This window comes from Pseudomonas sp. A25(2017) (assembly GCF_002001065.1).
GTDB lineage: Bacteria > Pseudomonadota > Gammaproteobacteria > Pseudomonadales > Pseudomonadaceae > Aquipseudomonas > Aquipseudomonas kilonensis.
Map to the genome: position 1 here is coordinate 238,789 of NZ_MUOA01000046.1, position 26,152 is coordinate 264,940.

At 60.6% G+C, this 26,152-nt stretch carries 22 protein-coding genes and 1 pseudogene; 6 read left to right on the plus strand and 17 right to left on the minus strand.

All coding sequences use genetic code 11. The features are described 5' to 3' along the window. The first annotated feature begins 595 nt into the window (after window positions 1–595). The 4 genes and pseudogenes from B0E42_RS08060 (at window position 596) to B0E42_RS08075 (ending at window position 3,609) form a co-directional block, all read left to right on the plus strand. Window positions 596–2,077, plus strand: a complete 1,482-nt coding sequence (locus B0E42_RS08060; protein WP_371915889.1) for an anthranilate synthase component I family protein — start codon at window positions 596–598, stop codon at window positions 2,075–2,077. Continuing rightward, a complete protein-coding gene (locus tag B0E42_RS08065) occupies window positions 2,074–2,658 on the plus strand; it encodes an aminodeoxychorismate/anthranilate synthase component II (RefSeq protein WP_024618285.1) in 585 nt (194 codons plus the stop codon). Before B0E42_RS08060 ends, B0E42_RS08065 begins: the two co-directional genes overlap by 4 nt. A gap of 107 nt (window positions 2,659–2,765) precedes the next feature. Next, window positions 2,766–2,930: pseudogene (locus tag B0E42_RS08070) on the plus strand (helix-turn-helix transcriptional regulator); the annotation flags it as partial. Window positions 2,931–3,120: 190 nt separating this feature from the next. Next, the gene (locus B0E42_RS08075) at window positions 3,121–3,609 is read left to right on the plus strand and encodes a hypothetical protein (protein WP_077506180.1); all 489 of its coding nucleotides are present in this window, start codon (window positions 3,121–3,123) and stop codon (window positions 3,607–3,609) included. A gap of 46 nt (window positions 3,610–3,655) precedes the next feature. Here the strand turns inward: B0E42_RS08075 and B0E42_RS08080 are convergent, their stop codons facing one another. Both B0E42_RS08080 and B0E42_RS08085 read right to left on the minus strand, forming a co-directional pair. Next, window positions 3,656–6,682: an EAL domain-containing protein gene (locus B0E42_RS08080; protein WP_077506181.1), complete on the minus strand. Its 3,027-nt coding sequence runs from the start codon at window positions 6,680–6,682 to the stop codon at window positions 3,656–3,658. Further along, window positions 6,670–7,689 carry a substrate-binding domain-containing protein gene (locus B0E42_RS08085; RefSeq protein ID WP_077506208.1) on the minus strand — a complete coding sequence of 340 codons (1,020 nt, stop codon included), beginning with the start codon at window positions 7,687–7,689 and terminating at the stop codon, window positions 6,670–6,672. Before B0E42_RS08085 ends, B0E42_RS08080 begins: the two co-directional genes overlap by 13 nt. Window positions 7,690–8,201: 512 nt before the next feature. Here B0E42_RS08085 and B0E42_RS08090 point away from each other — a divergent pair. After that, complete coding sequence (locus B0E42_RS08090; RefSeq protein WP_139353114.1) at window positions 8,202–8,564, plus strand: hypothetical protein; 363 nt, start codon at window positions 8,202–8,204, stop codon at window positions 8,562–8,564. Window positions 8,565–8,833: 269 nt separating this feature from the next. Then, window positions 8,834–9,568: an EthD domain-containing protein gene (locus B0E42_RS08095; protein ID WP_018600401.1), complete on the plus strand. Its 735-nt coding sequence runs from the start codon at window positions 8,834–8,836 to the stop codon at window positions 9,566–9,568. A 98-nt stretch (window positions 9,569–9,666) separates the two neighbouring features. On the opposite strand, the gene B0E42_RS08100 is transcribed toward B0E42_RS08095, so the two are convergent. From B0E42_RS08100 to B0E42_RS08170, 15 genes are all read right to left on the minus strand, one after another. Next, window positions 9,667–10,800, minus strand: coding sequence for an FAD-dependent oxidoreductase (locus B0E42_RS08100; protein WP_077506182.1), 1,134 nt, complete (start codon window positions 10,798–10,800; stop codon window positions 9,667–9,669). A 252-nt stretch (window positions 10,801–11,052) separates the two neighbouring features. After that, window positions 11,053–11,187 (minus strand): hypothetical protein, encoded by a 135-nt coding sequence (locus B0E42_RS31440; protein ID WP_256578280.1) that lies wholly within the window; start codon window positions 11,185–11,187, stop codon window positions 11,053–11,055. Next, window positions 11,184–12,653, minus strand: a complete 1,470-nt coding sequence (locus B0E42_RS08110) for an NAD-dependent succinate-semialdehyde dehydrogenase (protein ID WP_018600397.1) — start codon at window positions 12,651–12,653, stop codon at window positions 11,184–11,186. Before B0E42_RS08110 ends, B0E42_RS31440 begins: the two co-directional genes overlap by 4 nt. Before the next feature lie 16 nt (window positions 12,654–12,669). Further along, window positions 12,670–13,686 (minus strand): dihydrodipicolinate synthase family protein, encoded by a 1,017-nt coding sequence (locus B0E42_RS08115; protein ID WP_077506184.1) that lies wholly within the window; start codon window positions 13,684–13,686, stop codon window positions 12,670–12,672. Between the two features lie 28 nt (window positions 13,687–13,714). Further along, window positions 13,715–14,725, minus strand: coding sequence for an ornithine cyclodeaminase family protein (locus tag B0E42_RS08120; protein WP_018600393.1), 1,011 nt, complete (start codon window positions 14,723–14,725; stop codon window positions 13,715–13,717). A 99-nt stretch (window positions 14,726–14,824) separates the two neighbouring features. Further along, window positions 14,825–15,739 (minus strand): LysR family transcriptional regulator, encoded by a 915-nt coding sequence (locus B0E42_RS08125; RefSeq protein WP_018600391.1) that lies wholly within the window; start codon window positions 15,737–15,739, stop codon window positions 14,825–14,827. Continuing rightward, the gene (locus B0E42_RS08130) at window positions 15,736–16,521 is read right to left on the minus strand and encodes a cyclase family protein (RefSeq protein ID WP_018600389.1); all 786 of its coding nucleotides are present in this window, start codon (window positions 16,519–16,521) and stop codon (window positions 15,736–15,738) included. Before B0E42_RS08130 ends, B0E42_RS08125 begins: the two co-directional genes overlap by 4 nt. Continuing rightward, entirely contained in the window at window positions 16,508–17,515 is a 1,008-nt protein-coding gene (locus B0E42_RS08135; protein ID WP_077506185.1) for an NAD-dependent epimerase/dehydratase family protein, read from the minus strand. The genes B0E42_RS08130 and B0E42_RS08135 overlap by 14 nt, the downstream gene beginning before the upstream one ends. Next, complete coding sequence (locus B0E42_RS08140) at window positions 17,506–18,498, minus strand: fumarylacetoacetate hydrolase family protein (RefSeq protein ID WP_018600385.1); 993 nt, start codon at window positions 18,496–18,498, stop codon at window positions 17,506–17,508. The genes B0E42_RS08135 and B0E42_RS08140 overlap by 10 nt, the downstream gene beginning before the upstream one ends. Next, window positions 18,495–19,067 (minus strand): cupin domain-containing protein, encoded by a 573-nt coding sequence (locus B0E42_RS08145; RefSeq protein ID WP_053178958.1) that lies wholly within the window; start codon window positions 19,065–19,067, stop codon window positions 18,495–18,497. Before B0E42_RS08145 ends, B0E42_RS08140 begins: the two co-directional genes overlap by 4 nt. Window positions 19,068–19,131: 64 nt before the next feature. Beyond that, entirely contained in the window at window positions 19,132–20,082 is a 951-nt protein-coding gene (locus B0E42_RS08150) for a PDR/VanB family oxidoreductase (RefSeq protein ID WP_018600381.1), read from the minus strand. Beyond that, a complete protein-coding gene (locus tag B0E42_RS08155; RefSeq protein ID WP_018600379.1) occupies window positions 20,082–21,119 on the minus strand; it encodes an aromatic ring-hydroxylating dioxygenase subunit alpha in 1,038 nt (345 codons plus the stop codon). The genes B0E42_RS08150 and B0E42_RS08155 overlap by 1 nt, the downstream gene beginning before the upstream one ends. Before the next feature lie 48 nt (window positions 21,120–21,167). Continuing rightward, a complete protein-coding gene (locus tag B0E42_RS08160; protein ID WP_018600378.1) occupies window positions 21,168–22,370 on the minus strand; it encodes an MFS transporter in 1,203 nt (400 codons plus the stop codon). Between the two features lie 126 nt (window positions 22,371–22,496). After that, entirely contained in the window at window positions 22,497–25,025 is a 2,529-nt protein-coding gene (locus B0E42_RS08165) for an RND family transporter (RefSeq protein WP_077506186.1), read from the minus strand. A gap of 4 nt (window positions 25,026–25,029) precedes the next feature. After that, a complete protein-coding gene (locus tag B0E42_RS08170) occupies window positions 25,030–26,133 on the minus strand; it encodes a YCF48-related protein (protein WP_077506187.1) in 1,104 nt (367 codons plus the stop codon). Window positions 26,134–26,152: the final 19 nt, after the last annotated feature.

The window sequence follows — 26,152 nt, forward strand, 5'->3', positions numbered from 1 at the left end:
CAGGACAGAACTTATAAATACCCAGCTGCGCTATCTCGCAGTTGTGCGCGCACGAGCTTCTTGTTAAAAGCACGCGCGGTTACATACGCGCAGGGATAGCTCTTCGCCTCGTCGACATTCAAAAGTGAATGAAAGATTAATATTCCCTCAGCAGTTGACAGCCCCAGGGCTCGCTGATAATTTCGCCGCACTGCCCATTATTCCCGCAGTGCTTAGCCAAGACTGGGATGTCTAAAAATGTACTATCACCTTTCTGCTATCAGTTCCTCCCACAGCTATCCCGACAGCTGTTCCCGGGCCATTCTGGCCATCTTCAAAAGCAATACCTGGCGTCGCTAATCTAGCGAAGACCGGAGCCTGTCTGCTGCCTGCCAGCAACGTCCTGATCTTTCCCCTCTGAAATCGAAGGCGCTCGCGCCTTGTGCCCTGCGCAACCATTGGCTGCAATCCATTGCAAGCTTTTTAGTGCGTGCGACATGAACAGCGTCCGCCCCGTCTATTCAGAATATCCGTCAACACGTATTTAAAGTGCCTGCGCGCTTTATATTCCCGTGGCGCTCTCTTAATCGAGCGCCTGAATCGTTACACCTTGAATATGGTATTAACCGTGAATAAAAATCTAATTGGCGTGAATGTTCTTCGCCGCGAAGAACGTCGACCTACGGATGCACTTCGCATATATGAAAATGCACTGGAACAACTGGGTCGTGAGTCTGTTTTCATTCTTGAATCACTGTCCGGCCCAAGCCGTGATCGCCGGGCGACGATCGTCGGGCTCGAACCGCTTTTCGAAGTGTGTATCAATGAGGGCCAGGCCCAACTGCGAGGCTGCGCCGCCCTGTGTGAACATTTGTCCGCCAGCCTGCGGCAAGCGGGCATGCAGGTCGACCAGGAACACAAGATCCATCTGCCCGACAGCGAGGCGGCGTGGAACCTTCTCCGGGCTATCCAGGCAACGTTCCAGCCTGCGTCCAATGCCCCTTCCAGCCTGGCCTTCTTCGGCTATTTCGCCTACGACTGCGTTCGCCTGATCGAGCGACTTCCCGATCTGGCCAAACAGACCTACGACTACCCGCTCATTGCCCTGTCGGTCTATCAGACCCTGGTTTATTTCCACAGCAATGGCATCGTCGAAACCCTGATCAACAACCACGATCTCTGGTCGCCCCGTACGTTGGAGGACTACCCCTTCCTGAGCACACCCCCGGCAGCCGAGGCGCTGGCTCCGCTACCCTACCCCGAGGCCTTCGAGGAAGAGCGCACGGTGACCCCGGAGCAATTCGTCGAGCGTGTCGAAGTGGCGATGGAGCACATCCGCGCCGGCGACGTCTACCAGATCCAGATCGGCCATGAGATTCGCATCCGCTCGCAGGTTTCGCCGTTCGATGTGTACCAGAACCTGCGCCTGCGCAACCCTTCCCCCTACATGTACCTGGCCCACGTAGGCGGCATCGACCTGATCGGCGCCAGCCCCGAGCTGTTCGTCAGGATCAAGGACGACTTGATCGAGATGCGCCCGATCGCCGGCACCGTGGGCAAGAAGCCTGGCGTCGATCCGACTCAGTTGGTCCTGGAGCTGACCCGCTCCGAGAAGGAGCGCGCCGAACACCTGATGCTCATCGACCTGTGTCGCAACGATATCGGTCGCGTGTGCCAGGCCGGCTCGCTGGAGGTCGATGAGTTCATGCTGGTGGAAGAGTACTCGCACCTCTACCACATGGTGTCGAACGTTCGCGGCTTGCTGCGCCCGGGCCTGGATGCCTACGACGTGATCAAGGCCTCGTTCCCCGCGGGCACCATGTCCGGCGCACCCAAGGTCAGGGCGATGGAGCTGATCGAGGGGATGGAAAGCAACCGCCGGGGCATTTATGCCGGGGCCCTTGGCCTGGTCGGTTTCGATGGCAGCGTCAACACCGCATTGTGCATTCGCTCGACGGTCTTCGACGAGGGCACGTACCACTTGCGTGCATCCGCCGGAGTGGTAGCCGATTCGGTGCCAGCGCTTGAGTGGAAAGAGACGCTGTACAAGATGGGTTCCGTCTATCGGGCAGTGACCGGCCAGGAGATCGCACTGTGAAAGTATTCTTGATCGACGCCTATGACAGCTTCGTCTTCATCATCAGCCAGTACCTGGAACAACTGGGGCTGGAAACCCACGTCGAGCGTCACGACGTACCGGATCTCATCCAGCGCATTGAAGCGTTCTCGCCGGATTTCTGCGTGCTGGGCCCTGGGCCTGGGCATCCGGCGGATGTGGGCTACATCGAAGTGATCAAGCACTTTCAGGGGCGTCTGCCGCTGTTGGGTGTGTGCCTGGGTCACCAGGCCATCGGCCTGGCCTTCGGTGCCCAGGTTTGCCGGGCCCCGCACGTGATGCACGGTAAGGTGAGCACGATCGAGAACGACGGCAAGGGCGTCTATGACCACACCCAGGCACATGCGATTCGGGCGACCCGCTACCACTCGTTGATGATCAACGAGCAGCCGTTACCCGACTGCCTGGAGATCACGTCCAGGTCCACGGACGACGGCTATGTCATGGGCGTACGCCATCGCCACCTGCCGGTGGAGGGCGTGCAGTTCCACCCTGAAAGCATCCTCACCGAAAACGGCCTGGACCTGTTCCGCAGTTTCATCCGGTGTCACGTGCACAAGTGATCCACCCGGAAGGGGCATGCGCCCCTTCTTTCCCCGTGCTGCGACTGCTTCATTCCTGCTACAACTAGAGCGATCCGTTTATGGACAAACACCACTCCCCCGCCTGCGTCAGCCACATCCTGACCTGTTCCGAACGCACCATCGACTTCCACCTGCTCAATGCTCGACGCAAGCTGGGTTCGGTAAGCCGCCAGCAGGCCGTCAGTGCTGCGGTGGCCTGTGGGCTGGTCATGCCGACCGTTATCCCGCCGACTTACCAGTGCCAGAAATGAGCACAAAAGTGGTTTCTACGACAGTCCATCCTCAGGGATAACCTGATGGCATATTCAAGTCAGCAATGGCAAGCTCCCGACCTGCCGCGCAGGCCCGTGTACAGCCGCGCAGCACGTTCATTCCCGAAGCCTGCAGCCCTTGACCTCGGGTATCCATCACCTGTTATTCAACTGAAACAAGGATGTCGGCATGAAAATCTCTCTTGGTCTCGTCGCCCTGGCCGGGTGTCTGTCCACCTTTACTGTTTCGGCCGCTGGCCCGAGCCATAGCGACTTGTTCAAGGCCCTGGCGCAGTGCCAGGCCAATGCGCAGCAGGTGGGCGAGTTCAACGACCTGGTTGACGCCGAGCAACTGACGCTCTCCAAGGATGAAGCGCACAGCCCGTGGGGCGGTGGCGCCTGGCAAGTCACCCCGGCGTTGACGGTGCACGGCGTGTCGTCGACCACTCTGGTGATGACCGACCGCTTCAGCTTCTTTCTCCAGGCCAAAAGCAGCAGCCCGAAGGCCGATGCAGAAAAGCTCGCCAGCACCCTGAAATTGAAAAAGACCCTGGATACCGACGGCTACGTTGACTATCAGCGCAGCCTCGGTAACGGCGCTAGCCTGCGAGTGGTCTCCACGGAAGACAAGGACAGCGATCTCTACGTGGGTTGCAGCTATGAGCAGGATGCTTCCTGAGATCCGGTGATACCCTCTCCCCCGGAAATACAGAAAGGCAGAGTCATCAATGCCCGGACATTGGACCGCTCGGGCGTTTTACATCGCGTTTTTTCTGCCTGACCGAACCTGGACTGGCAAGGCGGCTTGGTTCAGACACTCTGGACGTACGCAGTAACCGGCTGATTTCCTGCGCGCTGACCGCCTTGCTGAAAAAGTGCCCCTGAATTTCATCGCAGCCGTTTTCACGCAGGAAGGTTTGCTGCTCCTCGGTTTCGACACCTTCGGCAATGACCTTGAGGTTCAGCTTGTGCCCCAACGAAATCACGGCGGTGGCGATGGCTTTGTCGTTCTCGTTGTTGGGTAGATCACGCACGAAAGACTGGTCGATCTTGAGCCTCGCGATCGGGAAGCTTTTCAATGCGGCGAGGCTGGAATAGCCGGTGCCGAAGTCGTCAATCGAGAGGCTGATCCCCATGGCTTGCAGGGCCTTCATTTTGCTGATGGCTTGCTGAAGGTCTTGCATGATCAGGCTTTCGGTCAGCTCCAGCTCAAAGTACATCGGGTCCAGCCCGGATTCCTGCAAGGCATGCATGATCCGGTCGATCAGGTCCCTTTCGATGAACTGGCGAGCCGAGATGTTCACCGACATGGTGATCGGCGGCCAACCGGCATCCTGCCACGCCTTGTTCTGTCTGCAGGCGGTATGAATCACCCAGTCGCCGATGGGCACGATCAGCCCGGTCTCTTCGGCCTGAGGAATGAATTTGATGGGAGAGACCATGCCGAGTTCGGGATGCTGCCAGCGGATCAATGCCTCCACGCCGATGATCTGACCTGACTGCAAATCCACTTGTGGCTGGTACAACAGCAGGAACTCGTCATTGTTGAGTGCGCTTCGCAGCCCGTCTTGCATGGCGAGCTTGCCCTGGACCTTGTTATTCATCTCGCTCGTATAGAACTGGAAGCTGTTGCGCCCCAGCTCCTTGGCCCGGTACATGGCGGCGTCCGCATTGCTGAGCAACGTGTCGGTGTCGGTGCCATCGGTAGGGTACGTGGCCAACCCCATGCTGCAGGTGACGTGGAGCGTATGGCCGCTGAGTTGAATCGGCCGCAGGATCGCTTCCTGGATTTTGTGCAGGACGGGCGTCACGCCGTCCAGGTCCGAGGGCTGGTCGAACAGGATGATCACAAACTCGTCGCCGCCCAGTCGCACCACGGTGTCGGTACGCCGTACACACCCCAGCATGCGCTGGGCGACGGTTTTCAGCAGTTCGTCCCCGGCACTGTGCCCAAGGCTGTCATTCACCAGTTTGAACTTGTCCAGGTCGAGAAACACCACTGTCACCAGCCGGTTGTAGCGCTGGGCATAGAGCATCGCCTGCTTGAGGCGGTCTTCGAGCAGCGTACGATTCGGCAGCCCGGTCAGGGCGTCATGGTCGCCCATAAAGCGAATGCGCTTTTCGGTCTGTTGGCGTTCTATCGCAATGCCGGCGAGCGGTGTGGCCATGTCGATCAGTTTCGTCTCGGCCGCGCTGGGGCTGCGCACGGTGTTGGCATACAAGGCAAACGTGCCCAGGACCTTTCGCTCATGGGACAGGATCGGCGTCGACCAGCAGGCGCGAAACCCATAGGGCGCAACGAGTGAACGGTACGCTTCCCACAGTGGATCCTGCTCGATGTCCGTGACGATGACCGGCTCTCGTCGATACGCCGAGGTACCACATGAACCGACGTTCGGACCGATTTCAATTCCGTCGATGAGCTGGCTATAGGCTTTCGGCAAACTGGGTGCAGTCCCGTGCAGCAGGTGCTTGCCCTCCTCATCCAGCAGCAGGATGGAGACCTTCATGCCCTCCAGTTGGGACTCGACCAGGTGCGCCAGGCTATCGAGCACTTCTGCAAGCTCGGTGCTCCTGGCGATCAGTTCCAGGACATGACCTTGTCCGGCACGGACGATGGCTTCTTGCTCCAAGCGGTCGTTTTGCACGGCGAGCCGTTCTGTGGCGATACTTAATTGAACCGTTCTTTTTTCCAGCTGAAGCCGGTCTTCGAGAAATTGGTTCACCGCCCGCGCCATGTTGCCGATCTCGTCGTTCCCATGGTCGGCCATCATCACATGGGTTTTGTTCGTGTGCTCCTGACGCAATTGCCGGCTTATTTCATTCAGGCGCACGAGCACATGACGGCCCATGAACACCCGGGTCACAAACCAGGCGAATACCAGGCTGGCGCCCAACATGATCAGCACCCATTGCTGGCTGCGATTCGAGGCCTCGACCAGGCGCTGCACGGCTTCGCGATAGTCTTCGGTGTAGGCGTTCGATTGCGTACGGGCCACCGAAACCAGGACCTCGGCCTCGTTCTTGAGTTGCTCATTGAAGCGCTGCAAGACGTTGTGTTGATTGATGAGCGTCTGGCGCAAGGAGAAGAGATCCGGCGGCGTCTGCACATCAACGTCGGATAACGTGTCAGCGGCACGTGGCAGGCGCTCATATCGGGCCCGCAGCCGTTGCACGGCCTCACTGTCAACCGCCTGCGGCAGATCGAAAAGCAGCACCGCCAGCTCCAGGCTGGCCCGGGTCTGGGTCGCCGTCAATCGGGCGGTGCGATCCTCCAGGGCCTGCGCGAAGGTGACCTCGGTTTGCAGCAGGCTTTCTCGCAGCTGCGCAACGATGTTGGCGGTGTTGCGGAACATCTGACTCGACTGATGCATGTCGAGTATCGCCACGCCACTGTTCGCGGCAGTCAGTTGCTGCACCCGTTGATCGAGGGCTTCAAGCTGTTCGACGGTTGCCGCATAGCTTGAACGCAGGACGTCCGGGGAACGGGTTGTCAGAAGCTGGTCGGTCTGGCGTTCGATCAACAAGGTGCGCTGCACCATGTCTTGCCCATTTTGCATGCGGACCAGTCGTTCATCCGTCAGCTGGCGAGTGGCGCTGTTAGAGGTGCGCAACGCGTAGACCGCCGTGGCGGCGCCTGCCAGGATCAGCAGCGCCAGCGTCAGAAACGCCAGAGTGAATTGTGCGCGCAGCGATTGTGGCAATAGCTGGCGTCCAAACCGGGAAGTCATATCCAACGTCAGGGGTTCCATTGGTGGCGATAGATGTCTCGATAGCCATTGTCAGGATCGTACTGGAATTTTTTCCCGCCATCGAAGGCGATATTGTCGGCATTGACCAAGTGAATCGGCGCGACGAAGCCGCTCACTGGCTGACCTGCAAACAGCCGGTTCAATTCATCCATCACTTGCCAGCCATGCTGGTTGAGCGGCTCGGCCACAGTAACGGTCTGGTAGGTTTTTGCCTGTATGCGCAAGAAAGCCGAAGCGCTGCCGTCACCGGCAGACAGCAGGCTGATGCCGTCACTGGGTATGGCGGCGCTGGTCAGCGAGGCAATCGAATAGTCGAAATAGATGTCGTTGATGGCCAGCGTGTGAGTCCAGCGTTTGCCATAGCGCTGAAGCAGCTCCTTGGTGATCGCCGGCATCTTCTCGCCACTTTCGGAGATCGCCACATCGCGCACCTCCAGCAACGTACATTCTCGACAGCCCCGAATGACGTCCTCCATGACCTTGGCTTTCGCCATGGCAATGCTGTACTTGGAGTCGGTCAGGATGACCACGCCGGCGCGTCCGCTTGACTGTGCCACTGCCGCCATGGCCGTGAGGCGCGCCACTTCAAGCGGGTCGGTCGTGACGTTCATGGCCACCGGGGTGCCGTCAATCGGCCCCGGGCGTACTCCGGCGTGCCAGCCAACCACCGGTACCTCCTTGTTGGCAAAGAGCAGCAGCGCCGCCTTGTTCTCAAGGGCATCGGAGCCGCACAGGATAAGGCCGTCGGGCTTCGCGGCCAGGGCATCGGAAAAGGCCTTTGCGCGCCCGGCCGATGAGCCGGCACCATCGTATATCTTCAGCGTCCAGCCCAACGCGCTGGCGGCCTCCCGGGCGCCCTGCGCGACACCGACAATGCCGCCGTTACGCAAATCTTCTGCGACAAGCGCGATGCTCTTGCCCCGCTGGGCTTGCGGGCCGGATACAGGGCCGCTCCAACGAACGGCACCGAGGGTGGCCTTGGAAACGATTTCCTGCGCTTGCATCACCGTGACCGTGGCGTTTTCGAGACCCGCTGCGGTTGACAGGTCCTGGCTGTATGCAGAAGTTGCCATGAAAAGACAGGAAACCGTTATTGAAGCCATCCGGAGTAACGAGGATCTTGGAAACCTGGGCCCAATCGAACAGGTTCGATCACCGCATGTGATGCCGTGTCTGGGGCCGGTGGCGCGATCAAAGTCAGGCATGACGTCCCTTTTTGCCAAGAATGCAGTGTTCCGAAAGGATAGTCGGTTCTGCTGCCATCAGGTTCTTTGTGGGTAAAGGGAATTTCCAGCGGGGAGCGAGCCCGTTCCCACAGGTTTCATTTCTTAACTGAGCGGCATTTTCCTTTATCCCACCCTTTTCCTTTTTAACGCCTGAATATCGGTGCCTGCCGGCTATCCCGAACGGCTCCTCAAAGCGTCCATTTCAGCCCGCATGACGCCAACTTATTGGCATAAAAACCGAGCAAATAAAAATAAATTAATACAGTGACGGTTTCCCGACGCACGGTACCCATGTGCCATTGCTGAGGGTTCAAATCGAAGCTCATCATCCGCAGGCAACCCCCGCAAAACGTTTAGGCCGCCAACCTGGACTACAGGAAGTAATCAATCGCATCACTCAATGGAGCGACACCGAGATGATGACTGTCTATTTTGTTGTGATGACGATCTGCAGTGGCTTCGAAGGCTGTGTCGATGAACGACAACCAGGGCCAACCTTTGCTTCCAAGGCGATGTGCATGGAGACGGCCAGAGTCATGGCGCCGCGCAAAGGGGTGAAGTTCAAGTGTCGCAAAGAACGTATGTTGGTGGTCGAGACACCGCCAGCAGAAAATTACGGCAAAATTGTCTCCACCAAGACCGCAGGCCAGCCTTAGCAATATGTTTTTTCGCCGGACGGGTCAGGCAGTGGAAGGTGCCGAGGCTTATCCTCAGAGCATTGGCAGAGGCCTCAGCCAGGTAAAGACGCATCAAGCATGTTCTTACGTGATACCTGCTAGCAGAAACCCTGATTGGTTTGGAGGACAACGTTGGTCTTATCTTGTTTCTAAAACATCACCACGGTGAATACCGCCTGCAAAAGCGCATTCGATGTTTAGAAAGATAAGACCAATGCCATCAACCCCAACCAGACGCGAGTGCCCTCATGATTAAAATGCTAGCTGCCGTACGCCGCAAACCCGGCATGACGCATGCTGAGTTCTTGAACTATATAGAACACCAGCATGGAGAAATCGCCCGGGCTAAACCTTTAGGCGTCAAACGATACGTGCAAAATCATGTCATCGACTCAGCTTTCGGCGTTGACTCTGATAACGCCTACACACAAACATTTCACCGGGACTCCGTCACGGAATTATTTTTTGATGACATGTCAGGTTTGATTCACACCTTCAGCGATCCCTATACCCAACAAACTGTTGGGCCTGATGCAAAAAACTTCGCCGACCTGTCAAAACAGGCCGCTCAGCTGATGGATGAAGTCGAGATTTCCAATGCCGGTGCCGCCCCCTCCAAATGGAAGGCGATCGTCTTCCTGAAGAAGAACCCAACCGTGCAACTGGAGGCCTTTTTCACCGCCTGGGATTCAGCTCACGACACGGTTGCCAATCAATACCCGGACTTCCAAAAGGTGCTACGTCGGCACACTCGCTCCAGATACCTTCCCGAGGGTGACCGAGTAACGTCCTATTTCGGGCCAGACATCGCGGTATACGAAGGCACTTCCAGCCTGTGGTTTGAAAATGAAGCCGATCTTTCTGTTTTTCGTCAGTATCAGCGAGCACTGTTCCAGCAGCTGTCTGACGAAGGAGTCGTGCTGGCGTCGGAATCTTTTTTCGTATACGTCAAGGAGGTCGTCATTTTCGATCTGGGTCAGTAAACATTTAATGAGTTAATTAACTGCATCAAGTCCACTGCCCTTCTTCGAACTGGATGCTGAAGTGATTCAAGGGCATCCAGCCGAAGGGGCTGAATCACTCAGATAGGTTCAGCCAACGTAGCAGTGGACTCTCGCATGATCTGGGCATGCTCATCCTTGTCACCCGCACTTTTTTCTATCTCGCACAGCCGTGCAGAGTTCTCGACCACCAGTTGGCAACGCTCCCAACGCCGCGCTTCGAACCGGCTCAGGGCAGCCTGTAGATCGTTATCGGCGAACAGTTCCTCAGCAAGCACGATGGCACTCTCGATACCAATCCCGGCCCCGGAAGCCAGATGGGGCGTGGTGGCATGCACCGTGTCCCCGATCATCACAACGCGGCCCTTATGCCAAGGCAACGGCACCAACAAATTGGCCAGCGGACGGTAGTCGATATTGGCACCCGGTTCGAACAGTTGCGGCACAAGCGCTTGCAGGATCGGGGCGGGGAACTCACCCAGCAGACGCGCCATTTCGCCTGGCCAACTGGCCGGATCGATCCACTCGGAAAACTCGCGGTTTTCCATGAGGAACATGTACATATGCGTTTCAGAAATCGGATTGACGCCGACCTTGGTGCGCCCCAGCCAATGACTGGGCCGTACGATTTCCTGCGGACGCTTCAACACCGCGCGCCAGACACTCTGGTGAATGGATTTTGGCGAGGGCGCCTCCGGGAAAAACTCCTTTCGCATCCGCGAATGCACACCGTCGGCGGCGATGACCAGGTCGTAGCGCCCGGAGGTGCCGTCAGTGAAAGACACTTCAACGCCATCGGCATGCTCGATGAGGCTGTCAAACGTTATGCCCAGGCGCACGTGGGTGCCCACTTCCCGCGTTTTGTCGGCAAAAATGCGAGCCAGCACCGGGCGCAGGATGCCGCCGCCGCAGGGAATCGGTTTGTCGCTGACCGGCGGTCGAAGCGCCAACTGCACGATCAGTTCGCCAACCGGTGAAAACACATCGAAATTGGTCGACAGATACCCTTCTGCGGCCACCCGTTCAAGAATCCCCACCGTATCAAGCGCTCGCAACGTCGGCCCACTGAGCGTAATACCGGCCCCCAGGGGACACCACAGAGGATCTATCTCGACCAGGTCCACTTCGACGCCCTCGCGGGCGAGCTGGATAGCCGCGGTCATACCGGAGAATCCGCCTCCGATCACCAGGACCTTTTTGACTGCTGCGATCATCACGCTCTCCTAATTATTCTTATTTCAATCGGGCTGACATTGCATGGCGCACCGACGGGCTCTGCAGCGCGATCGACTCAATGCCGCAGACTCATGAAGTTCCGACCGAAATGCCGGATCAACGACGAGACTATCGAATTGGCTATCAGCGCTGAAATCGCTTTCCACAATCCGAGGTATCGCTACAGGAGATGGGTTGCTGAACACCCGCAGTCCCCTTGTGGGAGCGAGCCTGCTCGCGATCGAGGAGAGTCAGTTGGCGGTGATGTTGGATGTGCCGACGCCTTCGCGAGCAAGCTCGCTCCCACAGGCTTTTGTGTTGTTTCCAGGTGCGGTGAACACCCACAAACCCATGTGGAAGCGAGCTTGCTCGCGATAGCGGTTCACACGCTTTCCAGGCCATCCCAGCAGAGGTATTTCACCTCAAGGAACTCGTCGATCCCCAGGTGAGATCCCTCTCGCCCCAGACCGCTCTGCTTCACGCCGCCGAAAGGGGCGACTTCATTTGAAATCAAGCCGCAGTTGATACCCACCATGCCCGACTCGATGCGAGCCGCATTGCGCCAGATCCGGGCCGCGTCACGGCTGTACAGATACGCCGCCAAGCCAAACTCGCTGTCATTGGCCATGGCAATGGCTTCGTCATCACTGTCGAAGCGCACCAGTGGCATGACCGGGCCGAAGATCTCTTCGCGAGCGACCCGCATTTCATGAGTCACATCAGCCAACAAGGTGGGCTGGAAGAAACACCCACCCAGCGCATGAGGCTTGCCGCCGGACAGCAGTCGAGCACCTTGCGCCAGCGCATCATCAACAAGGGCCTGGGATTTTCGTACCGCTGCGTCATCGATCAACGGCCCGACCTGTACACCCGGCTCCAGGCCATTGCCCACCGTCAAGCGTGCCATGCGCTCGAGGATGCGCTCGGCCAGTGCGTCATAGATCCCTGCCTGCACCAGCACCCGGTTCGCGCCGATGCAGGACTGCCCGCCATTGCGAAACTTGGCCAACATCACCCCGTCGGCTGCCGCATCAAGATCAGCATCGTCGAAGACAATGAACGGCGCGTTGCCGCCCAGCTCCATGGAGCATTTCTTGACCGTCTGCGCCGCTTGCGCCAACAGCAACCGGCCCACTTCCGTGGACCCGGTGAAGGTGAGTTTGCGCACCAACGGGTTGGCCGTGAGTTCACCGGCAATGTCGCGGGTGTCACTCCCCGTGATCACACTGAACACACCAGCCGGCACACCCGCGCGCTGCGCAAGTTCAGCGAGGGCCAGGGCGGTCATGGGCGTCTGGCTGGCCGGTTTCACGACCATCGTGCAGCCCGCCGCCAGCGCCGGAGCGGCCTTGCGCGTGATCATGGCCGCGGGGAAATTCCACGGTGTGATCGCAGCGCAAACGCCGATGGGTTCGCGCAGTACCACAATGCGCTGCGTGTCCTTAACGCCGGGAATCAAATCACCGCGCACTCGCGTGGCTTCTTCGGAAAACCAGCGCACAAACGACGCAGCGTAATCGACCTCGCCCCGCGCCTCCTCCAGCGGCTTGCCCTCCTCCAGGGTAATCAGCGTGGCGATATCCTCACGATGTTCCACCATCAACTCATACCAACGGCGCAACACCTCGCCCCGGCGTTTAGCCGTCAAGCGTCGCCATGGGCCAAAGGCCGCATGCGCTGCATCGATGGCGTGCCGGACTTCAGTTTCGCGGCAGCGTGGCAACTCGGCCAGCACCGCTTGATCCACCGGATTACGCAGCGTGTACCGACCGTGCGGCGTCTCGTTCAGCCACTCGCCGGCGATGTAGGCACCGGTGCGCCACAGCGTCGGATCCTTAAGTAAATGCTTCACTTTGCAATCCTCTTAATCAGCAAGGGTGACGCCCGATCATGAACGCGCTATCCGGGTCCGACGTCACCGGCAGGCCCGCCGCAACCAGCCCTTGGCGCAAAGACTTCATGAGGCGATCCGGCACGCGCATCGCCGGGGCACGCAGAGGGCCGCCGTTGAAGCCGGCGAGCCAGTCCTGGTACTTCCACATCGTGCGATTGAGCACCCCGGTGCCGCCGGCATAGCTTTGCGCGGCGGCGCCATTGGCACCGCGTGCCGGGTTGACCTTCCAATACAGCTCCATCGCTTCTTCGAAGCGACCCGTGCGGGCCAGTTCGAAAGCTTTCGGGTAGTAGTCGCTCATCCAGGCGGTGTTGCTGGTGCCGGAAAACTGCAGTTTCATCAGGCTCATCAACGGGATTGCGTCAGCTTCGATCGGGCAACTGATCACCACCTGATCACGGAAGTGGTAGTACATCTCGCAAATACCCGCTGGCAACGGAAACCCTTGCTCGGACTTGATGGCGGCGATATTCGGGCAATCGGCCAGCAGGCGACGGACCAACTCCAACGACATACCCGCCGGATGCACGCGCTCAAAGCCCCAGAGCGGAATCGGGAAGAGCATGACAGCCAGGTCCGTGGCATCGCAGAACGACTTGGTGTAGTCATAGATTTCCTGCTCGCTGGTCGGCCAGAACTGCGGCGGGTAGGAGAGCAGGACGATGTCGGCGCCGGCATTCTCAGCGAGTTTCACCGCCTCAATGTTCTCGGCAAGCGTGCCAAAAGCCGCATGGAAGAACAGGATCAGGTCTTTCCCCGACTCACGCGCCCAGGCGGTGAATTGAGCGTTTTCCTGGGCAGAGATCGCCAGTTCACTGCACAGCAACGTGCTGCTGTAACCCAGTCCAACCGTATGCTCGATGTCGTGGCGTATGCCACGCTCATTGAGACGCTTCAGATCAGCACTGAAGCTTGGGATGGTGACAGCCGAGCAGCCCACCAGGTTTTCACGGGCCCAGGCGCGGGCATCAGCTTTCTTGTAAGTGGCCATGATGATTTTCCTTCGAACAGTGGAGGGGTTATTTCGAGACAGGGACAATGCTGGCAGGCAGCTCGATGCCGAGGCCTTGTTGCCTGGCGCGCTCGTACAACGCTTGTGCGATGACGACATCCTGCAGCGCCGAGCCAACCGATTTGTAGAGAACGATGTCGCTTTCTTTCTGGCGCGGATTGACGCGACCCGCGACCAGATCCGACAGCGCGACTAGTTTGTCGGCGACATAAACACCGGCACTGATCGCAGCAATGGCGTCGCCGGTATCGTGAAGTACCTCTTGCGGCATATCCGCGACGATGCAGACGGCTCGCTCCATCGTGACCGGGTCAACCTCCCGTTGCTCAGGCAAGGTGGAACCCAACGACACGACCGTCACGCCTGCGCAAAGCCATGCCCCTTGCAACACCGCAGACTCGTCACGACTGCGTGCGGCACAAATCACCACATCGCAGTCCTGCACGGCTTCTTGCGCAGTGTTCACCGCTTGGATATCCAGCCCCGGCCTGAAGCTTTCGGCAAACCGCTCACGGCTCGCGGGCGTTGGACTGAACACCCGGACACGGGCGACATCGCGCACGGCCTTGAGGCAGTCAAGCGCGCCACGCGCTTCAAACCCGGCACCAATCACGCCCACCCGCAGTGCTCGTTGAGGCGCCAGCAGATCAACCGCCAGCGCAGCGGTTGCAGCGGTGCGCAAGCCCGTCACCCGATTGCCGTCGATCAGGGCACTGAGCGCCATGGTTTGCTGGTCGAACAATGCAATCAGGTAGCTGGCGCAGCGCGCCCGCATGGACGCCGCGATCAACTTGCAGCCCATTTGGCCGCCAGCGGGAGGTACAGCAGTCAAACTGCGCAGCCAGATACCGTCGCCGCGGGCCATGGAGCGAGGCGGCACCATGGCATCCGTCGTGGGGCAGGCATACGCCTGCGCGAGCGCGGCAACGGCTGTGCTCCAGTCGGCGAGCGAGGCGACATCGGCGTCGCTGAGAAAAAGCGTCGGGGTAATGACTTGGGGCTCTTGGGCATGATGCATAGCGCTAACCTCGCAATCGGGTATCAATCATTGATTGACTGACACCCTACGAGGGGCGCCCCCCACCGGATACTGCTGGGGATCGAAAGCAGCTATCGCTCAAATCGATGGCATGGACAGATTGCAAATCAGCCGTCGCACTTCACGGGAAGCACGGGTCAAGGGGCGACGGGGCGACTCGACCAGCACGACAAAGCGCTCCAGCACGGGCTCGATAATGCGCGATGAAATCAGTCGTTGATCCAGCGAGCCCGGCAGCACAGAGGCAATCGCATAACCTCCGCCTGCCGCGACGACTTCGTACTGGAGCTGGACGGAGTCGGCTTCCACGGCAACGCACAACTCCACGCACTGTTCGGCGGCCAGATGATCGAGCCTGGCCCTTAACAGATGGGGACGCCCCGGGACTACCAGTGGCAATCCGGATAGCCGCTTTAACGCAATGTCTCGCTCGGCAAAGAGGGGATCGCTGGCTGGCCCTATCAAATGCAGCGCCAGCCTGGCCAGTAAATACGCCTCGCCGATACTGGCTTCGTTCTCGCGCAGGACCAGCGCCATATCCAGACGACCATCCTGCAACTGCTCTTCGAGTTGCGCACTCGCGCCCTCGATCAGGTGCAATCTCACACCCGGCATCTGTGCTTGTACCGCCGCGAAAAGCGTACCGGCAAACCGCCGGACCGCCGAAGGCAGCATCCCTACGACCACCTCCCCCACCGGTTTTCCACGCCGGGTACGAATGTCATCGGCCAGGCCTTCGGCGTCCGCGAGAAGACTCGATACGCAAGGTAGCAACTGCTCTCCAAACTCAGTCAGGAGCACCCCACGGCCGGTACGATGAAACAGCCGCTCGCCACATTGCGATTCGAGCTGAGCAATGTTTCGACTGACCATGGACTGCGGCATATCCAGTAAAACAGCCGCTTTACTGAGACTTCCAGCCGCCGCGACCCGCACAAACAATGTCCAGCGAGGATCGACAATCGTCAAAGCAGCGTCCGCAGTCACGCTCATTCCTCGAAAATCGCTACGGCACGGACGAAACCGGCCGAAGCGTGCCTGATCTTGTAGGGGAAACAGGACACCTGGAAACCGTGGGCTGGCAGGCATTCCAGGTTGGCCAGTTTCTCCATCTGGCCGTAGCCGATGTCACGTCCGGCCTTGTGCCCTTCCCAGATGATCGAGGCGTCGCCCGTGGCGGCGAAGCGTTCGCGCGTGTACTTGAACGGCGCGTCCCAGCTCCAGGCATCGGTACCAACCACGCGCACGCCGCGCTCGAGCAGATACAACGTGGCTTCGCGACCGATGCCAACCCCGGCATCCAGATACCCTGGCTGGCCAAACAGCGCCCCGGCGCGGGTGTTGACCAGGACAATGTCCAACGGCTGGAGGACGTGTTCGATGCGCGTCAGCTCAGCCTGCACTTCGGCGGCGCTGACCACATGACCATCCGGCAAATGACGAAAGTCCAGCTTCACGCCCGGTTGCAGGCACCAGTCCAGCGGCAGTTCGTCGATGCCGAAAGCCGGCTTGCCACCGTCCGTGGTCGAGGCGTAGTGCCAAGGGGCGTCCATATGCGTACCGCTGTGCGTCGTGATCTGCAGGCGCTCAGCCGCCCAGGACTCGTCGCCGGGCAGTTGCGCCTTGGACAGGCCGGGAAACATCGCGGCCATCTCCGGCCAGCCTTGCTGATGGTCCATATAGTCGATTTTCGGCAGCAACGGCGGTGGATCGGTGTAGGGGTTGTTATCCAGGGTAACGGACAGGTCCACCAGGCGGCGTTTAGTTGATTGCATTTTCGCTCACTCCAAGCGCCACCCGCCCACGCGCACGACGCGTCGGGGTAGCCGTGTTCAAGCTGTTACGAATCAAGGCGGCTGCCGAGCCGTCATGGCGAAAGCCAAGGGCGCGGGCCAGAGGGGTTTTCATCGCTGGGAAATTGCCGAACAACGCTTGCAGCCCAGCATCCGGAGCGAAGCTGATCAACCCGCGACGTTCCTGGCCATAGGCCGCGGCCAAGGCATCGATGACCTGGGCAATGGACAGGTGCAACAGCGGCAATTGCCAGACGCGTGACTCACCGAGCTCGGCAGCCGGCAGTTCGGCGGCCCGTAGCAGGTTATCCACGCAACACCGCACGGACATCCACCATGCCTGCGCCTGCGGTGAGACCGGGCAGCAATATGGCTGGCCTTCGGCGAAGGCGTGCAGCAGGTCGCTCATGAACGCCGAACGCAGTCCATTGGGTTCACGTGGACGCGCGACAATGCCGGGCAGGCGCACGGCACGACCGTCCACCTCGCCTCGTCGGGCAAGGTCGTTGAGCGCCATTTCCACCATCACCTTGTGCGCGCCGTAACTCAGCTGCGGGCTCGGCACCGCACGTTCATCCATGCGGGCCGGCAGGTCGCCGCCGTACACCGCCACGCTGCTGGCATACACCAGCACCGGCCGGCCCGGCTGTTCGCGCAACTGGTCAAGCAATTCCAGGCTTGCCAACAGGTTGACCTGATAGCCCAGCCAATAGTGCTGCTCGGCCGCGCCGCCCGGGATGCTGACCAAGTGAAAAACCACATCAATGCCATCGGCCAACGCACGGCGCAATAACGCGGCGTCGGTCACACTGCCGCAATGCCGGCGCAGGCGCTTATCGTCAGCAAAGCCCACCAACTCTTTATCCAGCAGAATCAATGCACTGATCGTCCGGCCTTGTAACTCATTGGTTTCGAGCAATCGTTTCACCAGCGCCCGGCCGACAAAACCATTGGCCCCGGTAATCATCACGCGCATGGGAGGCCTCCACGCACGACACGCTGGTCTATCGCTCCGAAGACCGACTGCCCTTGTGAGTCGAAGACTTCCATGCGCACGCGATCACCGAAGCGCATGAAGGGTGTCTGTGGCGCGCCCTGCTCGATCATCTCCACGGCACGACGTTCGGCGATGCAGGCAGCGCCAACCGTGGGATCGGCATTGGAGACGGTGCCGGAACCGATCAGGCAGCCCGCCCTGAGGCGCCGGGTCAATGCCGCGTGGGCAATCAACTGATGAAAACCGAAATGCATGGCGCCGCCATGGGCATGGCCAAACCACTTGCCATTCCATTCAACCTTCAGCGGCAAGTGCACACGCCCATCGCGCCAGGCCTCGCCCAACTCGTCGGGGGTGATCGCCACCGGGGCAAAACTGGACGAGGATTTGGCCTGGATAAAGCCGAAGCCGGTCTTCATTTCACGGGGGGCGAGCGCACGCAGGCTGACATCGTTGACTTGCACGATGAGTCGAATATGGTCGACGGCGTCTTGCGCCGAGCAGCCCATAGGGACCTCATCGACCAACACCGCGAATTCACCTTCGAAATCGATACCATGGGTTTCACTGGGCAGCACGATGTCGTCGTGGGCCCCCAGGAAGTCATCGCCACAGCCTTGATACATCAGGGGCGTGTGTTCAACGCCTTCGATCGGGTCAAGCCCGAAAGCCTTCTGCATCCGCTCGCCATGACTGAGGAAAGACGAGGCATCCAGCCACTGCCAGGCGCGCGGCAAGGGTGCGGCGGCTTGCTGCGGATCAAAGGCGAAGGCACCGCTCAGCGCGCCTTCATTCAAGGCGTCATACCGGGCGCGCAAATCGGTTTCGACGCTCGGCCATTGCTCAATGGCATCCTGCAGCGTCGCGGCAATATCGCTGGCATCCACCGCCCAGGCCAGGTCGCGGGACACCACCAGCAGGCAACCGTCACGGTTGTGATTCTTGAGGGTACTGAGCTTCATGCCTGTTCTCCTTGCAGCTCGGGTGCGAAGCGGCCATCGAGCAGCACGAAGAGCATGCGGGCCATCTGCTCGGTGCGATTGCTCCAGGCGTGGTTGGTGCCGCGCTGCACGACGATGTCACCGCGTTTGAGATGCACCTCTTCGCCATCGAGCATCAGCCAGACCTCCCCCTCCGTGACCACGCCGTAATCGAGGGTTTCGGTGCGGTGCATCAGCTTGTGCTTGGAGTCAGCCTGCCCCGTGCCGGCATGGGCCTGGCCTATTTCGGCGAAGGCCGCCGCCGCATCCTCGGCGCTGACCTGGTTCTGCACGCTGTCAGGCGGAATATCCACCACGCGGATGACACTGCCCAGCGGTGCCGGGCTCAACTGAAGCGGTTTGCAGGTGGGGTCGTCGCCGTTATCCAGCGCGGCCGGGCTGGCGCCACTGTTCCAGATCTCATGGAAGACCGTGCCGGGTACGGCCTTGAGCGCGAAGCTGTTGGGCGTCGGGCCGCTGAGCGCGACCACCGCCTGGCCCTGGGCATCGTGCCCGGTGACCACGCGTTTGAAACCAGGAAGTTGTTGCATGTTCGACTCCTCAATCAGTTGGCGAAGCGCGGCAGCGGGTAAAAATGGATGCATGGAAAAAACCTTAAAGATCGAGCACCAGCCGCGCGCTCCTGGCACGCGAGCAACACGGCGTGAACTGGTCGTTGCGGGCTCGCTCGGCATCGGTCAAAAACATGTCTCGGTGGTCCGGCTCGCCTTCCAGCACGCGCGTGAGGCAGGTGCCACAGATGCCCTGCTCGCAGGACAACGGAATATCGATCCCCGCCTCCAGCAGCACCTGGGCAACGCTGAGCGCGGCCGGCACCTGGAGACACTGTCCCGTGCTGGCCAGTTGCACCTCGAAGCTGCCCGGCTCGCCCGTCGGGACAGCGGCGGTAAAGTACTCACGGTGCAATTGAGCCTCGTCCCAGCCCTGCTCGCGCGCCGTGCCGAGCACGTGCTCCATGAAGCCAGTAGGGCCACAGACGTACAGGTGGCGGTCACTCGCCAGCGCGGACAAGACCCGAGCGCTGTCCAGACGCTGAGCATCCTCACCATCGTCCACATGAACGTGCACGCAATGGGCAAACGCCGAATGGCGGATGTACTCGATAAAGGCCATGCGCCCGGCCGAGCGACCGCAATAGTGCAGCTCGAAAGGCGCGCCGATCCGCGCCAGGCGCTCGGCCATGCAGAGGATCGGCGTAATGCCGATACCGCCTGCGAACAGCACGCTGTACCCGGCCGCATGCTCCAGCGGGAACAGGTTGCGTGGTTCGCTGATGCGCAGCCGACTACCTTCGTGCACGTGTTCGTGCATGGCCTGCGAACCGCCGCGAGACGCCGGGTCGAGCAACACGCCCAGCAGGTAGCGGTGGCGTTCTTCGGGGTGATTGCACAGCGAGTACTGGCGCACCAGGCCATTGGGCAGGTGCACGTCGATATGCGAGCCGGCGCTGAAAGCAGGCAGGATGGAATGCTCGGCCGGGGCCAGTTCAAAGCTGTAGATACCTTCGGCTTCGAGGCGTTTGCGGGTCACGATGACATCGATCATCACTGGCTACCCATCGGCTGTTCAGCGGCGATCAACCGACGCAGAACACGTCGGCAACGCACAGCCCCAGCATCGACTGGCAGCAGCACCGGGTTAAGGCCAAGCAGCTCAACCTCGCCAATCTGACGCTGTTGAGCCTCGACCATGGGCTTGTCTTCACCGGCAAAAATACCGATCAACATGTCCTGGACGAAGGCATTCAGCTGGGCATTGTCCTGCTCGAAACTGCGCGTGTTGGCAAAGAAGTAATGGGTATTGGTCGCGTCCTGCGGTGTCATCAGATGCAGGTTCCACGTGACGGGCCCCTCTTCCCTGGGGCGCCCTGGAGGCGTGGCACCACTGCCCAGCAGCATCAGGCCAGGTGCATGCCAGATGACCTCGGCCCAGACGTCTGCCCGGCTCGGATCTTCCAGGTGAGCGCCAAAAGCCGGTGGCGGCACATCATCAGGCGCCCACCAACTGATGCGCACGCGATCGTTGGGCAGCTCCTCGATAGTGGCGCGCGTGCGGGATAACGCTCCGCCACCGAGCGTATCGGGGTGCAGGAAATCAACGTGGCTCAAGTCCATGATGTTGTCGGCCAGCAGCTCGTAGTGCGCGCGCGTAGGCAAATACCCATGGCCCTTGGCATCGGTTGGCGCCTGCTCGAAGAAGGAAAAATCAGGGATCAGCGCATCGTTGGCCAGGTTCGGATCGCCAGGCCAGACCCAGATCGCACCATGGCGCTCAGCGACCGCGAACGCGCGGACACAGGCGGCCTTGGGGATACTCCCATCGCCATGGGGGTTGTGCGTACATTGACCGCTGCCATCGAAACGCAGGCCGTGGTACGGGCACTGGACGCTATCGCCGACAATCTTGCCCATGTGCAGCGGGGCAAAACGGTGCGGGCAACGATCGACGAGCGCCTGGATCGCCCCCTGGCTATTGCGAAAGAACACGATGGGTTGCTCGACGATGGTTCTGCCCAGCATGCCTCCTTGCGCCAGCTCGTCTGCCCATCCAGCGATGTACCAGGTGTTGAGCAAATAACTCATGATGTTCTCCTCGTTTTTCTTATTTTGATGACACGTCGAATGGACAGATCAGCGATCAGCGTCTGCGGCAACCGCAGCGGGAAAAGCTGACCTGCGGCCACGCAACCGAATGCAGGCCAGGGCCACCAACAGTTGAACACCCGCGACAATTCCCAGTGCGGCAGGCAAAGCGCTGATCATTCCCCCGGTGATCGCCAGCACCACCAGCGGGCTGGCGAACTCACCGGCAAAGAACATCGCCGTGAAGCCGCCGGCGGCGCGGCCGCGCTGCTGGAAGTCGACCAGGCTCATGATCCAGGTAAGCAGGGTCGGCATCATCAGGCCGATGCCCAGGCCGTTGATCAGTACCGCGATCACCACCAGCCCATGACTGTCGGCCACCGCCAGCAGCCCGCCACCGATACCGGCCGCGACGAAAGCCAGGAGCATCTGCCGGTGCGCAGGGACACCACGCAACAGACGGAAACTCAGGGCGCCGACCAGAACGCCAAACTGACTGGCGCCCATGGTCATACCGATCTGCTGCGAGCCTTCGACATGCAGCAGGTTGAGCAGGTAACCGACTTGTACCGGCACGATGAACAGGCTCAAGCCCGCCAGGAATGCCAGGGCATACAACGGCGCCAAGGGGCGCCAGGGGAATGCCCTGCCCGCCGCGGTTGTCGCGGTGACGACCTGCGCCCGCGGCTCCCACAGCAACCAGACCATCAGCGGCAGAAACACCAGCCCCAGCCCATACAAGGCAAACGGCGTGCGCCAGCCGTGTTCGCCGAGCACGCCACCGACGGCAATGAAAATCGCCGCCGACAACGAGGTCGCAACCATTTGCAGGGCGAACATGCGTTCACGCCGCGCGCCGCTGTAGTAGTCGCCCATCATCGTGGTGCAACAGGTCATGATCGCCGCTTCGGCCACCCCGATGCCGGCGCGGCTGATCACGATGACCTCTAGCGACTCCAGCCATAGCGGCAGCACGCCACAGACGGTGTAGAGAAACATCGCACCGATCAGCAACGGCTTGCGCCCAAGCCGGTCGGCGATGATCCCGGCCACGGGTGCCAACAGTGCAATCATCAACGCCGGTAGCGTCAGGGCAATGGGCACCAGCACGGCCACACCCGGCGTGTCGGCGAAGTGCTCCTGCATACGCGGCAGGATGGGAGCCAGCAGCACCGCACCGAGCACCGGCAGGCAACTGCCGAGTAGCAGCAACAACGACTGTGGCAAACCTGCCTGGCGTTCAACGCTCATCACGCACCTCCGGTGGTTGGGTCGCGCAGAACGCCATGCCGAAGGCACTCAGGCCGGCGATAAGGTCAAGCCATAAAGACTGCTGGAACAGCGACACACGAGGCATGGGAAAGTCCTTTCTTGTTGTTATGACGCGACGGGATTGGCGGCTGTTGTCGTTTGATCGTGTCCCGAAGTCAGGCGCAGCGAGTGCTTCACGCAGACCCCCTCCTCGGCTACGGCCGGCATCAGCGGCAGGCTCGTCGAGTGGTTGGGGCCGGCCTCGGCCTGCCCCGTGCTGACACGTTTGCTCGGCAACAGGAAGTGAGCCAGGGCCGGCAACAGAACCAGCGCACCGACCATGTTCCAGACGAACATGAAGGCCAGCAGCACGCCCATGTCAGCCTGGAACTTGATTGGCGAAAACATCCAGGTGGCCACGCCGATCGCCAGGGTCACACCGGTCAGCATCACCACCTTGCCGGTGGACAGCAGTGCCCGGTAATACGCCTGCGACAGGCTGGTGCCCTGGCGCATATGACCGAGCAGGATGCTCATCACATACAGCGCGTAGTCGACGCCGATGCCCACGCCGAGGGCGATCACCGGCAGGGTCGCGACCTTGACGCCGATGTTCAGCCAGACCATCAGCGCCTCACAGAGGATCGACGTGAGCATCAGCGGAATCACCGCACAAATCGTGGCGCGCCAGGAACGGAACGTGATCAGGCACAGCAGGATCACGGCGCCATAGACCCAGAACAGCATTTCGCGGTTAGCCTGCTTGACGACAATGTTGGTCGCCGCCTCGATCCCGGCATTGCCAGCGGCCAGGAGGAACTGGACCTCGTCGGTATTGTTCGCCGCGGCGAATTGTTCGACGTGCTCCACCAGGCGGGTGAGGGTTTGCGCCTTGTGGTCGGAGAGGTAGACGTACAGCGTCAGCAGGCTGCAGTCTTCGTTGTACAGCCCGCGCGGCGCCCCGGCGGTGACCATGTTGAGCATCGCCTGGTTGTTCTGCAGCTCATACCACTTCGGGCTGCCTTCGCTGAGGCCCACCAGCATCCGGCGGTTCAGCAGCGCCAGCGAATTGGTCGAATCAACCCCTGGCAAGGTGCGCAACTGCCAGTCGAGGGCATCGACCTTGCGCAGGATGTCGTAGCGCGAACAGGCGCTGGCTGGCGTCTTGATCATGACCGCGAACAGATCGCTGCTGGCGCCGTAATGACGGGTCAGGAACGCGTCATCCTGGTTGTAGCGCGAGTCGGCCCGCAGCTCGGGCGCGCCAGCGTCCAGATCCCCAACCTTCAATTGCAGGCTGACGATGAAACCGAACATCGCCAGTGCCAGGCTCAGGGCGATGCACAACGCCGCCCAGCGCCGCTGGGTGAACAGGTCGAGAAAGCGCCAGAACCCGTGGCGATTCTGACCGGCCTGTTCAGCGTGCTCGCTTTTCAGGCTCAGTCGCGCGGCGCGGCGGCTGACGCCCACATAGGAGAGCAAAACCGGCAGCAGGATCAAATTGGTGAAGATCAACACCGCTACACCGATACTGGCGATCATCGCCAAGTCCTGGATCACCTGGATCTTGATGATCATCAGCACCGCAAAGCCGACCGCATCACACAGCAGCGCGGTGAGACCGGCGAGAAACAGGCGGCGGAAGGTGAAGCGCGCGGCGACCACCCGGTGCATGCCGCGCCCGATGTCCTGCATGATGCCGTTCATCTTCTGGGCGCCATGGCTCATGCCAATGGCAAACACCAGGAACGGCACCAGCACCGAATAGGGGTCCAGCTGATAGCCCAACAGCGGCAGTAGGCCGAGCTGCCAGACCACCGCCACCAGCGAGCAGAACACCACCAGCAAGGTGCTGCGGATGCAGCGGGTGTACCAGTAGAGCACCACGGCGGTGATCAGGATCGCCACGGCAAAGAACACCAGGATCTGCCGCAGGCCGGCGATCAGGTCACCGACTTTCTTGGCGAAACCGGTGATACGAATGTCGATGCTGTCGCTCTGGTACTGGCTGCGCAGCGATTCCAGTTGTTGCGACAGCCGGGTGTAGTCCAACGGCTGGCCATCGGGGGTGCGCTGCAGCAGCGGTACCTGGATGATGCTCGAGGCCTGGTCGAACGCCACCAACTGGCCGATTTCGTTGGACAGTTGCACATTGCGCCGCAATGCCGCCAGGCTCGCGGCGCCGCCATCATAGTTATCCGGAATGACCGGCCCACCGTCCAGGCCCGCTTCGGTCACCGCCACCCAGCGCGTGGCCGGTGTCCAGAGCGACTTCATGTACGCGCGGTCGACACCGGGCAGCAGATAGATCTTGTCGCTCAATGCCTGCAGCGTCTTGAGGTAGGCGCTGTCGTAGATGTCGCCCCGCTTGTTGACCACCGCGATGCGCACCGAGTTACCCAGCCCGCTCAGTTCCTTCTGGTGCTCAAGGTAGTTGGCGATATAGGGCTGATGGGTGGGAATCATTTTTTCGAAACTGGCGTTGAGCTCGACACGACTGGACTGCCAACCCAGCACCAGCGTGGTCGCCAGGCACAGCAGCAACACCCACAGGCGATGGTTGAACAGGGCTCGCTCGAGCACCGAACCGGAACGCGGATCAAAGTCTTCGAACGCATTCGCGGGGGACTGGGAAAAATTACCAGGGGACGTCATAACCTCACTCCGAAGCGGCAGTGGATGGCTGCGCAAGACGCTGCAGCCCGGTGAAACCGGCAACGATCAAGCTGCCATCGGCGGCCTCGATCACACTTGAAACAGGTTTGCCCAAGGGCTTGCCCAGTGGCTGCAGCGCCGCCCCGGTCTGCTCAGCGCTGAGAAACAGCGCGCCGCCCTGGTTGACCAGCAGCACTTGGCCGCCGGCCAGGCGGGTGGCGTCGTTGAAAGAAATCGGCATAGGGACAGACAGGTGCTGGAAGCTTGCGCCACCGTCATTGGATATGAAGGCATTGCCCCTCAGGCCACCCACCAACAGGGCGCCATCGGCGCGGCTCTGCAAGGTGAAGAAACTGCCTTCATAGGGACTTTCCAACTGACTGAACGACACCGCGTCGTCATCCGAGCGCGCCAGGTAACCCTGCTCGCCAGCCAGAAACCAGCGCGGTCCCTGATGACTGATGGCGTACAAGTGCATCCCGTTCGGGTTGGCGATGTGCCCCATCAGCGACTGCCACGTGGCGCCGCCGTCCGCGGTCCACAGCGCCAGGCCGTAGGCACCGACGATCAGCCCGTGTTGGGCGTCGATGAATTCGAGTGCCAGGAAGGGTTTGTCAGCGCCATCGGCAACGAGACGCTCGGCATTTTGTACACGTACCAATGCGTCATCCGGGTTGGCTGCCGTGGCTTGGTCAGCCTTGGCTGCATCCAGTTCAAGCTGTGCCGCACGCGCGCCGTCGAGTTGCAGCGTCCAGTGCTCACCGCCATCACGCGTGGCCAATACCACGCCAGCGTGACCCACTGCCCAACCCTTTTGTGCATCGACAAACTGCACCGCCGTCAAGCTGACCGAAACCGGTACCGAGGCCTGGCGCCAGCTTTGTCCATTGTCGTCGGAGAGCAGCACCATGCCGCGCTCGCCCACCGCCACCAGACGTGTGCCGGCCCGCGCCAGATCGATCAATACGCTCTTCTGCGCCGCCGGCACCGGCATGGCCGGGGTGCTCAACGGTGCGCCCACGGTAGTCGGTCCTGCCAGGCACTCGCTCGTGGCGAAGGGCAAATACAGGGCCAAGAGCGCAGCGCTCGCCTGACTGATTCTGTTCATAACCTAACCTCGGAAAAAC

What these genes read in the sequence shown, in the direction of transcription:
- B0E42_RS08060 (WP_371915889.1), top strand. Translation starts at nt 596, where the DNA reads ATGGTATTAACCGTGAATAAAAATCTAATTGGCGTGAATGTTCTTCGC.
- B0E42_RS08075 (WP_077506180.1), top strand. Translation starts at nt 3,121, where the DNA reads ATGAAAATCTCTCTTGGTCTCGTCGCCCTGGCCGGGTGTCTGTCCACC.
- B0E42_RS08080 (WP_077506181.1), bottom strand. Translation starts at nt 6,682, where the DNA reads ATGGAACCCCTGACGTTGGATATGACTTCCCGGTTTGGACGCCAGCTA.
- B0E42_RS08095 (WP_018600401.1), top strand. Translation starts at nt 8,834, where the DNA reads ATGATTAAAATGCTAGCTGCCGTACGCCGCAAACCCGGCATGACGCAT.
- B0E42_RS08100 (WP_077506182.1), bottom strand. Translation starts at nt 10,800, where the DNA reads ATGATCGCAGCAGTCAAAAAGGTCCTGGTGATCGGAGGCGGATTCTCC.
- B0E42_RS08115 (WP_077506184.1), bottom strand. Translation starts at nt 13,686, where the DNA reads ATGGCCACTTACAAGAAAGCTGATGCCCGCGCCTGGGCCCGTGAAAAC.
- B0E42_RS08120 (WP_018600393.1), bottom strand. Translation starts at nt 14,725, where the DNA reads ATGCATCATGCCCAAGAGCCCCAAGTCATTACCCCGACGCTTTTTCTC.
- B0E42_RS08125 (WP_018600391.1), bottom strand. Translation starts at nt 15,739, where the DNA reads ATGAGCGTGACTGCGGACGCTGCTTTGACGATTGTCGATCCTCGCTGG.
- B0E42_RS08130 (WP_018600389.1), bottom strand. Translation starts at nt 16,521, where the DNA reads ATGCAATCAACTAAACGCCGCCTGGTGGACCTGTCCGTTACCCTGGAT.
- B0E42_RS08135 (WP_077506185.1), bottom strand. Translation starts at nt 17,515, where the DNA reads ATGCGCGTGATGATTACCGGGGCCAATGGTTTTGTCGGCCGGGCGCTG.
- B0E42_RS08140 (WP_018600385.1), bottom strand. Translation starts at nt 18,498, where the DNA reads ATGAAGCTCAGTACCCTCAAGAATCACAACCGTGACGGTTGCCTGCTG.
- B0E42_RS08145 (WP_053178958.1), bottom strand. Translation starts at nt 19,067, where the DNA reads ATGCAACAACTTCCTGGTTTCAAACGCGTGGTCACCGGGCACGATGCC.
- B0E42_RS08150 (WP_018600381.1), bottom strand. Translation starts at nt 20,082, where the DNA reads ATGATCGATGTCATCGTGACCCGCAAACGCCTCGAAGCCGAAGGTATC.
- B0E42_RS08155 (WP_018600379.1), bottom strand. Translation starts at nt 21,119, where the DNA reads ATGAGTTATTTGCTCAACACCTGGTACATCGCTGGATGGGCAGACGAG.
- B0E42_RS08160 (WP_018600378.1), bottom strand. Translation starts at nt 22,370, where the DNA reads ATGAGCGTTGAACGCCAGGCAGGTTTGCCACAGTCGTTGTTGCTGCTA.
- B0E42_RS08165 (WP_077506186.1), bottom strand. Translation starts at nt 25,025, where the DNA reads ATGACGTCCCCTGGTAATTTTTCCCAGTCCCCCGCGAATGCGTTCGAA.
- B0E42_RS08170 (WP_077506187.1), bottom strand. Translation starts at nt 26,133, where the DNA reads ATGAACAGAATCAGTCAGGCGAGCGCTGCGCTCTTGGCCCTGTATTTG.